Source organism: Anaeromyxobacter sp. PSR-1 (assembly GCF_000964525.1).
Classification (GTDB): domain Bacteria; phylum Myxococcota; class Myxococcia; order Myxococcales; family Anaeromyxobacteraceae; genus Anaeromyxobacter.
Map to the genome: position 1 here is coordinate 1 of NZ_BAZG01000117.1, position 13,168 is coordinate 13,168.

General features: G+C 78.1%; 11 protein-coding genes and 1 tRNA gene. 5 read left to right on the top strand and 7 right to left on the bottom strand.

The annotated features are described in order from the left end of the window. Positions 1-908, bottom strand: a 908-nt coding sequence (locus PSR1_RS15755; protein WP_059438443.1) for an aminotransferase class IV, incomplete at its 3' end; no start/stop codon positions are given. A gap of 137 nt (positions 909-1,045) precedes the next feature. Between PSR1_RS15755 and PSR1_RS15760 the strand changes: the two genes are divergently transcribed. The 5 genes from PSR1_RS15760 to PSR1_RS15780 all read left to right on the top strand — a co-directional run bounded on the left by PSR1_RS15760 (position 1,046) and on the right by PSR1_RS15780 (position 8,691). Continuing rightward, the gene (locus tag PSR1_RS15760) at positions 1,046-1,456 is read left to right on the top strand and encodes a hypothetical protein (protein ID WP_059438444.1); all 411 of its coding nucleotides are present in this window, start codon (positions 1,046-1,048) and stop codon (positions 1,454-1,456) included. A gap of 84 nt (positions 1,457-1,540) precedes the next feature. Then, positions 1,541-4,264, top strand: coding sequence for a pitrilysin family protein (locus PSR1_RS15765; RefSeq protein WP_059438445.1), 2,724 nt, complete (start codon positions 1,541-1,543; stop codon positions 4,262-4,264). A 150-nt stretch (positions 4,265-4,414) separates the two neighbouring features. Continuing rightward, positions 4,415-5,149, top strand: a complete 735-nt coding sequence (locus tag PSR1_RS15770; RefSeq protein WP_059438446.1) for an ABC transporter ATP-binding protein — start codon at positions 4,415-4,417, stop codon at positions 5,147-5,149. Then, complete coding sequence (locus PSR1_RS15775) at positions 5,146-7,506, top strand: ABC transporter permease (RefSeq protein WP_059438447.1); 2,361 nt, start codon at positions 5,146-5,148, stop codon at positions 7,504-7,506. Before PSR1_RS15770 ends, PSR1_RS15775 begins: the two co-directional genes overlap by 4 nt. A 3-nt stretch (positions 7,507-7,509) precedes the next feature. Further along, the gene (locus tag PSR1_RS15780) at positions 7,510-8,691 is read left to right on the top strand and encodes an efflux RND transporter periplasmic adaptor subunit (protein ID WP_059438448.1); all 1,182 of its coding nucleotides are present in this window, start codon (positions 7,510-7,512) and stop codon (positions 8,689-8,691) included. 11 nt (positions 8,692-8,702) lie between these two features. Here the strand turns inward: PSR1_RS15780 and PSR1_RS15785 are convergent, their stop codons facing one another. The 6 genes from PSR1_RS15785 to PSR1_RS15810 form a co-directional block, all read right to left on the bottom strand. Continuing rightward, positions 8,703-8,999 carry an STAS domain-containing protein gene (locus PSR1_RS15785; protein ID WP_059438449.1) on the bottom strand — a complete coding sequence of 99 codons (297 nt, stop codon included), beginning with the start codon at positions 8,997-8,999 and terminating at the stop codon, positions 8,703-8,705. A 161-nt stretch (positions 9,000-9,160) separates the two neighbouring features. After that, positions 9,161-9,232, bottom strand: a tRNA-Lys gene (locus PSR1_RS15790). A gap of 350 nt (positions 9,233-9,582) precedes the next feature. Beyond that, complete coding sequence (locus tag PSR1_RS15795) at positions 9,583-10,593, bottom strand: SDR family oxidoreductase (protein ID WP_059438450.1); 1,011 nt, start codon at positions 10,591-10,593, stop codon at positions 9,583-9,585. Then, complete coding sequence (locus PSR1_RS15800; RefSeq protein ID WP_059438451.1) at positions 10,590-10,937, bottom strand: hypothetical protein; 348 nt, start codon at positions 10,935-10,937, stop codon at positions 10,590-10,592. Before PSR1_RS15800 ends, PSR1_RS15795 begins: the two co-directional genes overlap by 4 nt. 65 nt (positions 10,938-11,002) lie before the next feature. Beyond that, on the bottom strand, positions 11,003-11,887 hold the full coding sequence (locus PSR1_RS15805) for an endonuclease/exonuclease/phosphatase family protein (protein WP_059438452.1): 885 nt from the start codon (positions 11,885-11,887) through the stop codon (positions 11,003-11,005). Between the two features lie 42 nt (positions 11,888-11,929). Further along, a partial coding sequence (locus PSR1_RS15810) for a hypothetical protein (RefSeq protein WP_059438453.1) occupies positions 11,930-13,168 on the bottom strand: 1,239 nt, incomplete at its 5' end.

The following is a 13,168-nucleotide window of genomic DNA, read 5'->3' on the forward strand; positions in this document are numbered from 1 at the left end:
CCGGCAGGCCCGCCCGCGAGCCGGCGGAAGGCCCGGTGCAGCCGCTCCGTGACCGGGCCGGGGCGCCCGGCCCCGATCGACCTCGCCCCCACCCGCACCACCGGCAGGATCTCGCGCATCGTCGAGGTGAGGAACGCCTCGTCCGCCGCCTCCAGCGCGTCCACGCGGAGCGGCGCCTCCTCGGCCGGCACGCCCAGCTCGCGCGCGAGCCGGAGCACCACCCCGCGCGTCACGCCCTCCAGGATCCCGGCCGCGAGCGGCGGGGTCCGGAGCCGCCCGCCGGAGATCGCGAACACGTTCGACGACGAGCCCTCCGTCACCATCCCGGCGTCGTCGAGCAGGAGCGCCTCGTGCGCGCCCGCGGCGCGCGCCTCGCGCACCGCGAGCACGTGCGAGAGGTGCGCGCCGGTCTTGGCGGCCGGGTCGACCGCGGCGGGCGAGGCCCGGCGCACGCTCGCGATGGCCACCGCCACGCCCTCGGCGTACGCGCGCGCGGGCGGCGCGGCGAGCGGCGCGACGATGACGACCGCCCGAGGGTCCACCGCGAGCGCCGGGTCGAGCCCGATCTCGCCCGCGCCGCGCGTCATCACCACGCGCACGTACCACTCGCCGGCGTTCCACGGCGCCGCGTCCGGCGCCGCCGGCGGCGCGCCCATCGCCTGCGCCGCCTCGAGCGTGCGCGCGATCTCGCGCGCGGTGCGGGGCCCGTCCCAGCGCGGCGCGAGCCCGGTGCGCTCCGCCGAGCGCGCCAGGCGCGCGAGGTGCGCGTCGAGCTCGAACGGCCGTCCACCGTAGGTGCGCACCACCTCGTACACGCTGTCGCCGTACAGGAACCCGCGGTCGAGCACGGACACCTTCGCGTCCGCCGGCGCGACCAGCGCGCCGTCCAGGTTCACCAGGGTCGCCATGCCCTCACCATAGCGCCGGGGCCGCCCCGCGGGCGCGGCGACGCGCCGCGTCCGGGTCGCGGACGGACCGTGAAAACCCCGCGTGATCGCGGACGTTTTCTTGACCGACCGGACGGGGATGATATCTCCCGACATCGATGGAAACCGCGGTCGAGTGCACGCACTGCAAGGTGGTGATGACGAGCTGGTCGGCCCCGGGGAGCCCGATCCGCTACTACCAGTGCCCGTTCTGCGCGCGGACGCACTCCTCGCTGTACGGCGAGGTGTTCCAGCGCCGCGCCGGCGCGCGCGTGGTCGGCGCCCCGGCGGCGACCGCGGCGACGGCCGGTGCCGGCATCCCCATGGCCAGCCCCGAGGACGTGCGCTGGGCGCGCGTGAAGGCCACCGCCGCCCGCTGGTTCGCGCGCCTCGAGGCCGAGCAGCGCCCGCCTGCGCCGGCCGCGGCGTTCCCCCGGCGCGCCCGGACCGCGGGTCGGTCCGACGACGTGCCCGAGGCGGATCCGGCCGACGTGGTCGAGGTCGGAACGCGGCGGCACGGGCGGGCCTGAGCGACCCCGGGGATTTCCCCGGTTCCCACGCGCAGTTCACCCGCGCGCTCGGTGCAGGAACACTCCGCGTGCTAGGCTCCGCGGATGCGCACGCGCCCGCTCGTCGCCGCGTTCCTCGTCGCCTCCGCCGTCCTCGCCTGCGCGCCGGTGAAGCCGGTGCAGATGGTGAAGGCGGTCCCCTACGAAGGCTTCGCCGCCGCCTACCCCACCGGCATGCGGCTGGTCGCGTACGCGCTGCCGCACATGCCGACGGTGATGGTCTCCGCCTCGTATCAGGTGGGCAGCGTGGACGATCCGCCCGGCAAGGAGGGGCTCGCGCACCTCGTCGAGCACCTCTCGTTCCGGGCGCGCACCGGCGGCGGGGCCACGCTGTGGAGCCGCCTGCTCGCCACCGGCGCCGAGTTCAACGGGTTCACCCAGGACGACTCCACCGACTATTACGAGATCGGCCAGCCGGATCAGCTCGACGAGCTGCTCCGCCTCGAGGCGGACCGGCTCCGCGATCCGCTCGCGGGCGTCGACGAGGCCGCCTTCGCCAGGGAGCGCGCGGTGGTGGCGCGCGAGATGGCGGAGCGGCACGCGGGGCAGGACGAGCCCCGGCAGCTCGACTGGCTCCGGGCGCGCGCGCTGCCGGGCAGCCCATACGCGCGCGCAGCGTCGGCCGAGAGCGTGGCGCGCATCACGCTCGAGGACGTCCGCGGGTTCGTGCGGCGCCACTACACGCCGGCCAGCGTCATCCTGGTGGTGACCGGGCCCGAGCCGGGCGCCTCTGTGTCCGCCCGCGCGCTGCGCGCCATGGGCGCGCTGGCCAACGACGGCGCGCCGGCGCGGCTGCCCGTCGCGTTCCGGCCGCCGAGGCCGGACCTCACCGCGCCGGTCGCGCGCGACCTGGAGGTTCGTGAGGCCCCGGTGGATCGGCCGGTGCTCTGGCTGGCGTGGTCGATGCCCGGTGACGCGGACCGCGGCGTGCCGCGGGCGCTTGCGGCCGAGGAGTACGTGCGGCGCCGGCTGTCCTGGATGCAGTACGAGCACGCGGGGCTGGTGCGATCGGTGGACACCACGGTCGATCGCATGGACGGCGTGGCGCTGGTGGTCGCGCAGATCGAGCTCACGCGCCGCGAGGACGCGCAGGCGGTGCTCGACGCGTTCCGATCGGTCCGGCGCTTCTGGCGCGGGCTGGGGGCGGGCGCCGACCTGGACGACGACGCGAAGCGCTGGATCCGCGACAACCTGCTGCTCCGGTCCCACCTCCGCCTCGAGGCGCTCGAGGTGGCCGACGCCGCGCGGTACTTCCGCACGACCGGCGAGCCGGACTTCGTCGGCGGCTGGCAGAAGCAGGTCGCGGTGTCGCTCACGACCGACTCGAAGGAGTACGTCGAGCGGTACCTGGACGACGCGCGCGCGGCCGCGCTCCTGGTCGTCCCGGGCGGCCGCGCCGCGGCGGGACCCGTCGCCGGGGTGGCGGCGGGCGCCGATCACCACGGACCCGCGCCGGAGGAGCCGGGCGTCGCCGTCCCGCCGGTCCCCGCGATGCGGGCGGGGCTGGCGCGCGCCGAGCGCAGGCGGCTCCCGAACGGCCTGGAGGTGGTGGTGGCGTACCGGCCCGGGTTCCGCGCGGTGGACGCGCGCCTGGTGTTCCGGCGCGACCCCGGCCTGCGGTCCGACGCCGACCTGCAGTACCTCGCCTCGCTCGCCTCCCCGTGCGGCATCGCCGGCAGGATCGCCCATTACAACGTGCTCCGGGCGACCCCGGACTCCCTGTTCGCCACGATCCACTACCCGTCGGATCTCGTGGACCAGGTGCTGGTCAACCTCTCGTGCCGGGCGTCGCAGATGACGTTCGACGCGCCGGTCTTCGAGCGGCTGCGCACCGCGACCGTCCAGGAGCTCGATCGCCGCCCCCCGGGCCAGAGCGAGAACGAGCGGGCCGGCGCCCTGCTCCTGACGCGGGTCTTCCCGGGCGAGCCGTTCGGGGTCGTGGTCGACGCCGCGCGGGTGCGGGGGTACGCGACCTCCGCCGCGAAGCGCTTCCACGACGCGACCTTCCGGCCGGATCGCGCCTCCCTGATCATCGCGGGGAACGTGCAGCCGACCCCGGAGCTGTGGTCGCGGATCGAGCAGCTCTACGGCGGCTGGCGGGGGCTCGACGCCACACCGCCCGCCGCCCTCCCCGCGGTGCCGCTGCCCGCGCGACGGCAGGTGGTGGTGATGGACCGCCCCGGCGCCCAGGAGGCGCGGATCACGCTGGGCCTGCGCATCCCGCCCCGCGCGCTCCGCGACGACCCGGCCACCCGGGTCCTCGTCGACGTGATGGAGCGCGGCCTGTTCGAGGACCTCCGGGTGCGCCGCGCGCTCACGTACGGCGTCTCGCCGGCCTTGATCGACACGGTCCGGGGCTCGGCGCTGTTCCTCGACACGACGGTCGAGGCGCGGCAGGCGCGCGACGCCGTCCAGGCGCTGCTGGATGCGCTCGCCGCGGGCACGCGCGGGATCCCGCAGGAGCCGCTGGACCGCGCCAAGCTGCGGGTGTTCCGTGACCACCTGCGCCAGTTCGGCACCTCGGCGCGGGATGGCGGCATGATCGCCGAGGCGTTCGTGCAGGGGCTCCCCGCCGACGAGTGGGACACCTTCGGCGACCGGCTTCGCTCGGTGACCCCGCAGCGCGTCCAGGCCGCGGCGCAGGCGGCCGCGCTCGACCGCGAGGTGATCCTCGTCGCGGGCGACGCGGCCACGCTGGCGCCCGCGCTCCGCGCCGCCGGGCTCGAGCCCGAGGTCGTCGCGGCGAGGCCGGCGCCGGCCGCGCGCTGACGGGCGCCGTCCGCCCGGCAGGCTGCGGACGCGGCGCGCACGCGTCCGCGGCACCCCGCTTTCGTCTCCCCCGCCGGAGCGCGGAGGGGCGACGCTCTGCACCGGGCGTGCGCGGGCGAGGGAGCCCGTGCGCCCGCCGTGCGGGGGGACATGGCGAGCCCGGCGCGAGCGAGCGGCGATCGGATCCCCGCCTTCGAGGCGCGCGGCCTGGAGAAGGTCTACCGGATGGGCGAGGTGGACGTCCCCGCGCTGCGCGGCGTGGATCTCGAGCTGTACGACGGCGAGCTGGTGGTGATCCTCGGCCCGTCCGGCAGCGGGAAGTCCACCCTCCTCAACATCCTGGGCGGCCTGGACGTGCCCACCGCCGGCCGCGTCCGCTACCGCGAGCACGACCTCGTCGGCGCGTCGGCGCGCGCGCTCACCCGCTACCGCCGCGAGCACGTCGGCTTCGTGTTCCAGCTCTACAACCTGGTCCCGAGCCTCACCGCCCGCGAGAACGTGGCGCTCGCCTGCGAGATCGCGCCCGACCCGATGCCCGCCGACGAGGCGCTGCGGCGGGTCGGGCTGGGGGAGCGGCTCGACCACTTCCCCTCCCAGCTCTCCGGCGGCGAGCAGCAGCGGGTCGCCATCGCCCGCGCGGTGGCGAAGCGGCCGGACGTGCTGCTCTGCGACGAGCCGACCGGCGCGCTCGACGCCGCCACCGGCCGCGTGGTGCTGGAGGTGCTCGAGCAGGTGAACCGCGAGCTGGGCACGACGGTGGTGGTCATCACCCACAACGCGGCCATCGCGGCGCTCGCCGACCGGGTGGTGCACGTGAGCGACGGCCGCATCGCGCGCATCGACCGGAACGCGAGGCGCGCGCCGGCCGCGGAGATCGCCTGGTGAGCGCGCTCGACCACAAGGCCTGGCACGACCTCGGGCGCATGCGCGGCCAGGCGGTGGCGGTGGGCGCGCTCATCGCCAGCGCCATGGCGGTGTGGGTGACGACCGTGCTCACCGAGCGCGCCATGCTGCGGACGCGCGACGCGTACTACGCGCGCCAGCGGTTCGCCGACGCGTTCGCCTCGGTGCGGCGCGCGCCCGAGCCCGTGGGGGCGCGGCTCGCCGCGATCGCCGGGGTGGCGGAGGTGGAGACCCGGGTGATCTGGCCCGGGCGCCTGGACCTCCCCGACGGCCGCCGCGCGCGGGCGATGTTCGTGTCCCTTCCCGACCGCGCGCCGCCGCGCCTGAACGTGCTGGCGGTGCGGGCCGGCCGCCTCCCGCTCCCCGGCGAGCGGGGCGTGGCGGTCCTCACCGAGGGCTTCGCCGTCGCGAACCGGCTCGGCCCCGGCGACGCGCTCGGCGCGGTGGTGAACGGCCGCCGCACGCGCCTCCGGGTCATCGGGGTGGCGCTCTCGCCCGAGTACGTCTACGCGGTCGGCCCCGGCATGCTGTTCCCGGACGACCGGAGCTTCGGGGTGGTCTGGGCCCCGCGCACCGACCTGGCGGAGGCGGCGGGGCTCGACGGCGCGTTCGACGCGGTGGCGCTCCGCCTCGGCCCGGGCGCGGCCGAGGCCGACGTCCTCGCCGCGGTGGACCGGGTGCTCGAGCCGTGGGGCGGCGCCGGCGCCCATGGCCGCCGCGACCAGACCTCGCACCGCTACCTCTCCGACGAGCTGACGCAGCTGCGGGCCCTGGCGCTGGTCATGCCGGCCATCTTCCTCGGCATCGCCGCGTTCCTGCTGTCGGTGATCGTGTCGCGCCTCGTCGCGCAGCAGCGGCCGCAGGTCGGCATGCTGAAGGCCCTCGGCTACTCCGACCTCGCGCTGGCGGTCCACTACGCGAAGCTGGTGGGCGCGGTGGTGGCGGCCGGCGCGGCCGCGGGCGCGGTCGGCGGCGCGCTGCTCGGCCGCGGGCTCGCCCGGATGTACGCGGAGTTCTACCGCTTCCCGTTCCTGGTGTACGCGGACGCGCCGGCGGTGGTCGCCTCGGGCGCGGCGCTGTGCGCGCTGGCGGCGCTGGTGGGCGTCGCCGGCGCGGTGGCGCGCGCGGCCCGGCTCCCGCCCGCCGAGGCGATGCGGCCCGAGCCGCCCGCCGCGTTCCGCGCCACCGGCCTCGACCGCCTGCTGGCGCGGCCGGGCGTCCCGCCGGCGTGGCGGATGGTGCTGCGCAACCTGTCCCGCCGACCGGTGCGGGCCGCCCTGTCGGCGCTCGGCATCGCCTCCGGGATCGCGGTGATCGTCCTCGCCGGCGCCATGCAGGACGAGCTCCGCCACCTGCTCGGCGTCTACTTCCGCGATGCCCGCCGCGAGGACGCCATCGTGGTGTTCTCGGAGGCGTCCGGGGCCGACGCGCTCACGGAGCTGCGCGCCCTGCCCGGCGTGCGCGCGGTGGAGCCGTTCCGCGGCGTGCCCGCCACCCTGCGGAGCGGGCCGCGCCGCCACCGGACCGAGCTCGCCGGCCTCGAGCCGGGCGCGCGCCTGTGGCGCCTGGTGGACGCGCGCGGCCGCGAGGTGCCGGTGCCGCCGGCCGGCGTGGTGCTCTCGTCGCAGCTCGCGCGCATGCTCGGCGTCGGCCCCGGCGACACGGTGCTCGCCGAGGTCCACGAGGGCCGGCGCCCGGTGCTGGCCCTCCCGGTGGCCGCGCTGGTGGACGACTTCGTGGGCGTGAGCGCGACGGTGAGCCGGGCGCGCCTCGACGCCGCGCTCGGGGACGGTCCGCGCGCCAGCGGCGCCCTGCTCGCGCTGGCGCCCGGGGCGGGCCCGGAGGTGGAGGCCCGGCTCGCGGAGCGGCCGCGGGTGGCGGCGGTCACGCTGGGCGAGGAGCTGCGGCGCTCGATGGAGGCGGTGATCGGGCGCTTCATGGGCGGGGTGGTCGCGGTGCTGGCCGGGTTCGCGCTCGTGCTCGCGGGCGGGGTCGTCTACAACGCGGCCCGGGTCGCGCACGCGGAGCGCCAGCGCGAGCTCGCCACGCTGCAGGTGCTCGGGTTCACGCCCGGCGAGGCGTGGCGCATCCTGGCCGGCGAGCTGGCGGTGCTGGTGCTCCTCGCCATCCCGGCCGGCTGCGCCCTGGGGCTCGGGCTCGCCACGCTCTCCTCGCGCCTGGTCTCCTCCGACCTGTTCCGGCTCCCGGTGGTGATCTCACCCGGCACGTGGGCGCGGGCGGTGGGCGTGGTCTGCGCGGCGAGCGGGCTGCTGGTCCTGCTGGCGCGGCGGTGGGTCGGGGACGTCGATCTGGTGGAGGTGCTGAAGGCGCGGGAGTGAGCGATGCGGCGCTGGATCGTGCTCGGGGCGGTGGTGGCGCTCGCGCTGGCGGGCGCGGCGGCGATCGTCGGGCGGGGAGCGGCCGAGGTGGAGGTCCGGCGCGCGGCGCGCGGCCCCATCGCCGAGTGGGTGGAGGGCACCGGGAAGGCCCGGGTGCGCGAGCGGCACGCCGTGTCCGCGCCGGTGACCGGGGCGCTCGAGCGGGTCGAGGTCCACGCCGGCGACGCGGTGCGCGCCGGCGCGGTGGTGGCCCGCGTGCTCCCGCTCACGCCGACGCCGCTCGACCCGCGCTCGCGCTCGGAGGCCCGGGCGCGCGTGGCCGCGGCGCGGGCCGCCGAGGCGCAGGCGGAGGCGGCGCTGCGCCGGGCGCGGGTGGTGGAGGCCGACGCGGCGCGGACGCTCGAGCGGGCCCGCGCCCTGCTCGCCGCCTCGGCCATGGCGCCGAGCGACCACGACGCCGCCGAGGCGACCGCGCGCGCCGCGCGCGAGGAGGTGGACGCGGCGCGGGCCACCGTGGGCCGCGTGAGGGCGGAGCGCGTCGCGGCGGAGGCCGTGCTCGCCGCGCCCCGCGGCGCGGCCGGCGGCGCCGTCCCGGTCGCCTCGCCCGTCGCCGGCGTGGTGCTCCGCGTGGTGCAGGAGAGCCCGGGGCCGGTGCTGGCGGGCACGCCGGTCCTGGAGGTGGGGGATCCCCGCGAGCTCGAGGTCGCGCTCGAGCTGCTCACCGAGCAGGCCTCGCGGGTGCGCCCCGGCGCGGAGGTCGAGCTGACGGCCTGGGGCGGCGACGCGCCGCTCGCCGGCCGCGTGCGCCGGGTCGAGCCGTCGGCGTTCACCAAGGTGAGCGCGCTGGGCGTGGAGGAGCAGCGCGTGAACGTGCTGGTGGATCCCGCGGGCGCCGCGGGCGCGTGGTCGGCCCTCGGCGACGGCTGGCGCGTGGAGGGGCGCGTGGCGGTGGCGCGGCGGGCCGACGCGCTCCGCGTGCCGGCGAGCAGCGTGTTCCGGGGCGACGGCGGCTGGGCGGTGTACGCCGTCGAGGGCGGGCGGGCCCGGCTGCGGCCGGTCCAGCTCGGCGCGCTGGCGGCCACCGAGGTGGAGATCGCCGGCGGGCTGGCCGACGGCACGCCGGTGGTGCTCCGGCCCACCGGCGCGCTCCACGACGGCGCGCGGGTGCGTGCGCGGGAGCCGTGACGCCGGCCGGACTACGCGGGGGCGCCCGCGCCGTCGTCCGGCGCCGCGGCCACGCCGAGGTAGCGCAGCAACCGCCGGTGGTGCTGGCGCAGCCCGCGGACGGACACGCGGCCCGGGCAGCCGGCCAGCGCCCGGGCCAGCACCGCCACGCCGAAGTCGTGGAACTCGCGCACGTGCGTGAGATCGACGCGGACCTCCGCGCCAGCGGGGGTCGCGGCGAGGCGCTGCGCCACGTCCTGCGCCGCCGACACGTCGAACACGCCGTCCTTGCGGATGGTGTCCGGTTCCACCGGGTCGTGTCGATCCATCGGTGCATCCCCCCGGCGACCGCTGCGATCACCGTCCAGCTCCAAAAATACCCGGTGCTCGATATCGTCCCAAACCCAGCGTCCGAGGCATGTTGGCGCGGGCGGAAGGCGTAGGGCCGAGGATGCACGCACGCGCCGCGGACCGGGGCATGCGTCGAGAGTGGGGCGCCAGGGACTCGAACCCTGAGCCAACGGCTTAAAAGGCCGCTGCTCTACCATTGAGCTAGCGCCCCGTTCGGCGGAGCCGACCGGCGCTTCATACCACGCGAGCCAGCCGCGGGCTGCACGGACGCGTGCGCCTCGCCGCCGCCGCGACGCCAGCTCCCGGCCGCGCGGCACCGGAAGCGGCCGCGCCGGCATGCAGGTGCATGCCGGCGCGGGTGCTGCTCCCCCCTGGAGCTTGGCTGAGGAGCGGGAACCCCCCCGTCCCGGACGTTCCGCTCCCGCTCCTCAGCCTTGACGCGAACCATACGCGTGGATCCAGCGCGCAGGTATCGCGTGACCCGGCGACCCACGGCCATGAGACGAGCTCGCACCGCCCGTGCGCTCGCGCGCCCCGCCCGAGCGCCGAGGCCTCCCCGCTTCAGGTGGCGATCCGCACGCTGCGTGACGCCCATACCGCCCCGGCGGCCAGGAGCACCGCCCCCGCGGCCAGGCTCCTGCGGTGGAGCGTGAACCAGAGCGACGCGCTGCGAGGCCGGGCCTCGGCCGAGAACTCTCCGCGCGCGCCGTGATCGCCGGGCACCGGCCGCTCCAGATCGTCCGGCCTCCCCGGCTCCGGCGGGCGGTCCGCCTGCTGCGCCCGGTACCCGATGCGGCCGAGGTAGCGATCGAGCAGGCCCGGGATCGTCCGCTGGCCGAGGATGGCGCGGGTCGTGCTCCAGGTGACCCACAGCTCGCGCCGCGGGCGCCGCACCACGGCCAGCACCGCGCGCGCGATCACCTCGGGCTGGTAGATGGGCGGCACCGGCTTCGGGTGGCCGGGCAGGCGCGTGCGGACCAGCTCGAACTGCGGCGTGTTCACGGCGGGCAGGTGCACCATCGAGAGGCGCACCCGGCTCCGATCGTGCGCGAGCTCGCAGCGGAGCGCGTCGGTGAAGCCGCGGACCGCCGCCTTCGCGGCGCAGTACGCGCTCTGCAGCGGGATGGAGCGGTAGCAGAGCGCGGACCCGACCTGGACGACGTGCCCGCGGTCGCGCGGCAGCATGTGGCGGAGCGCGGCGCGCGTGCCGTGCACGTAGCCGAGGTACGTCACCTCCGTCACGCGCCGGTATTCCTCCGCCGTCGTCTCCATCACCGGGGCGAACACGCTCACCATCGCGTCGTTCACCCACACGTCGATCCCGCCCCACGCGCGCACCACCGCGTCCGCGGCGGTCTCCACCGCGGCGGCGTCCGAGACGTCGGCGACCACCGCGATGGCCTCGCCTCCCGCCCCGCGGATCTCGCGGGCGGCGTTCTCGAGCGCCTCGGCGTTCCGCGCGACCAGCGCGACGCGCATCCGCGCCCGCCCCAGCTCCCGCGCCACCGCGCGCCCCACGCCCGCGGACGCGCCCGTCACGACCGCGACCTTCCCCGCCAGGCCCCGCCTCACCGCCGCGTCCCTCCCCCGCCCTCTCGCTCGCCCGCGCCGCGCGGCGTGGGCGGCTCGCGCGTCGGCTCGCCGGCCTCGCCCGTCTCGCCCTCGCCCGCCTCCCGCCCGCCGCGCGCCTGGTGGGCGCGGCGGGCCTCGTCCAGGTGCGCCTTCCGCGTGCCGGCGCTCCGCTCGGCGGCGTCGGTCGCGCGGCGCTGCGCCTCCGGCTCCGGCGCCTGCCCGGGCGGCTCGGCCCCGGGATGCGGCGTGCCGTCGTCCACGCCCGGCGGCGTCGGCCCCGGGCCGCCGGCGAGCCCCTGCACCTTCGGCACCCTCGGATCCTCCGGCCGCCGGTCGCTCGCCATGCGCCACCTCCCGCCGAAATGTCTGGACCCGGACGGCACGGCGGAACCCCTGCCTCCGCGCGCCGCTACCGCAGCCACAGGTCCAGCACCACCGGCCGGTGATCCGAGGCCGCCTCGACGTCCGGCCCCCCGGCGACCGCGGCCTGCACCACCGAGGCGGCGTCGGCCCGCGGGACGGCCAGGTGGTCGAGCGCCGCCCGGTCCCCGCCGCCGGACCAGGTCCACGCGGCGGCCGGCGGCAGCGCCGCGGCGGGAGCGAGCCAGGTGCCGTCCCCGAGCAGCGGCGCCAGCGCGACGGATCCGGCCTCGTCGTTCAGGTCGCCGCCCGCCACGACCCGGGCGCCGCCGCGCACGAGCCCGTCGGCGAGCTCGCGCATGCGCGCCGCCTGCGCGGCCCGGCGCGTCCCGTCGTCGGAGAGGGCCGAGCTGAGGTGGCTGCCCACCAGCACCAGCGTCCGGCCGCCGGGGAGCGCCGCGTGCGCCTCCACGCAGTCGCGCGGGAACAGCGGCCGGCCCGCGGCGTCGCGCTCGTCGCGGTGGCTGAGGTAGGCGCGGAGCGGCAGGCGCGAGAGGACCGCCACGTCGATGCCGCGGGGGTCGTTCCCCTCGACCAGCCGCGCCTCGGCGTACCCCGCCCGCGCCGCCAGGGCGTCCGCGAGCGCGGCGGTCTCGACCTCCTGCAGGAGCACCAGGTCGGCGTCGAGCCGCGCCAGCACCGCCGCGACCCGCGCCAGCTTCGCGTCCACCTCGCCGGCGGTGGCGACGGTGTCGAGCGCGCCGGGCGGCTCCGTCCGGTCGAGGTCGTCGAACAGGTCGTGGACGTTCCAGCTGACGACGCGGACCAGGGCGGCGGGCGGCCCCGGCGTCGCGTCGAGGGGAGGCGGCGCGCAGGCGGCGGCGAGGGCGAGCACCGCGAGCGCGGCGGAACGGATGTGGTCGGGTCGGGCCATGCGGCCCGGCGCCGTGCAAGGTCGGCGCCGCCGCGCCCGCGGTCAGTACGCCGCGAAGATCGTCGCGAACCCGGTCATCCCGTAGGGCATGCTCCCGCCCTCCTCCGCGCCCGGGTCGAACGCGCCGCGGCCCGCCAGGCTGATCCGCAGCCCGAGGTGCCGGCCCAGGTCCGCGATCGCGCTGGCGAGCACCCCGATCTCGTCGCGGTCCACGCCGAACGCCGCGTCGTGCGACCAGCTCGCGCGCCCGACCAGCCGGAGCGCCTGGAACGGCCGCCACAGGAGCTGCGCGTACGCGCTCCGGCCGTCGAGCCAGCCCGACTCCTCCAGGTACCCCAGCGTCAGGCCGCCGCTCGCGCCGAGCAGCCGCGGCAGGCCCAGCTCCGGCCCCGCCCAGCGCCGCTCCAGCCCGCTCGACACGTCGCGCGAGAAGCCGCCGGTGCCGCCCACCCGCAGCCAGCGCACCGGGTCCCAGCTCACGAACCCGTCCGCCGCCCGCGAGCGCCCGGGGAACGCCGCCGGGTCGAACGTCTGCGGCCACGCGAGCCCGGCGTGGCGGAAGCTCCCGCCCACGAGCAGCCCGTCCACCGGCCGGGCGCTCGCGTCCACCCGGGCCGCGTCCAGGTCCGTGCCGCCGCGCTTGCCGCCGCCGCCCACGTGCGCCTCGGCCGAGAGGTCCAGGCGCCGCAGGAACACGCGGCCGGTGAGCGAGCCCTCCGCGCGCGTCCCCAGCTCCGGCGTGCGCACCATCGCGATGCGCCCCTCCTGCCTCCACGACGCGCCGCGGCCGAGCGCGCCGTCGAGGATCCAGTAGGCCCCGCCGGTCGCCCGGCGCGTGGTCGGCTCGGTGGTGTCGGGCTCCGGGACCGCCCCGCCGAACACCCCGCCCTCGGCGCGCGCGCCGAGCAGCCGCCCGCGCACGCCGGCCAGGCCGCCGTCGAACACGGTCGCGCCGGGGATGGCCCAGGGCAGCACGCGCCCGGCGGAGAGGCGCAGCGCGTCGCCGGGGGTGGCGGTGAGCTGCGCCTGCCAGAGGTAGAGCTGGGTGTCGTCCTTGGGGCGGAAGCGCGGGGCGTCGCGGCGGAGCCAGCGCTCGGCGCGGGCGTCCACGTCGAGCGTGAGCCACGGCGCGAGCTCCGCCTCGCGGATGGCGACGTCGAGGGCCGCGCGGTCCGAGGTGCCGGCGGTGGACGCGGTCCAGGCCTGGTAGGACGCGCCCACCTCCGCGGTGCGGCTCCGCGGCACCGGGGCCGAGGCGGCGCCGGGGGCGGCGCGGAACTC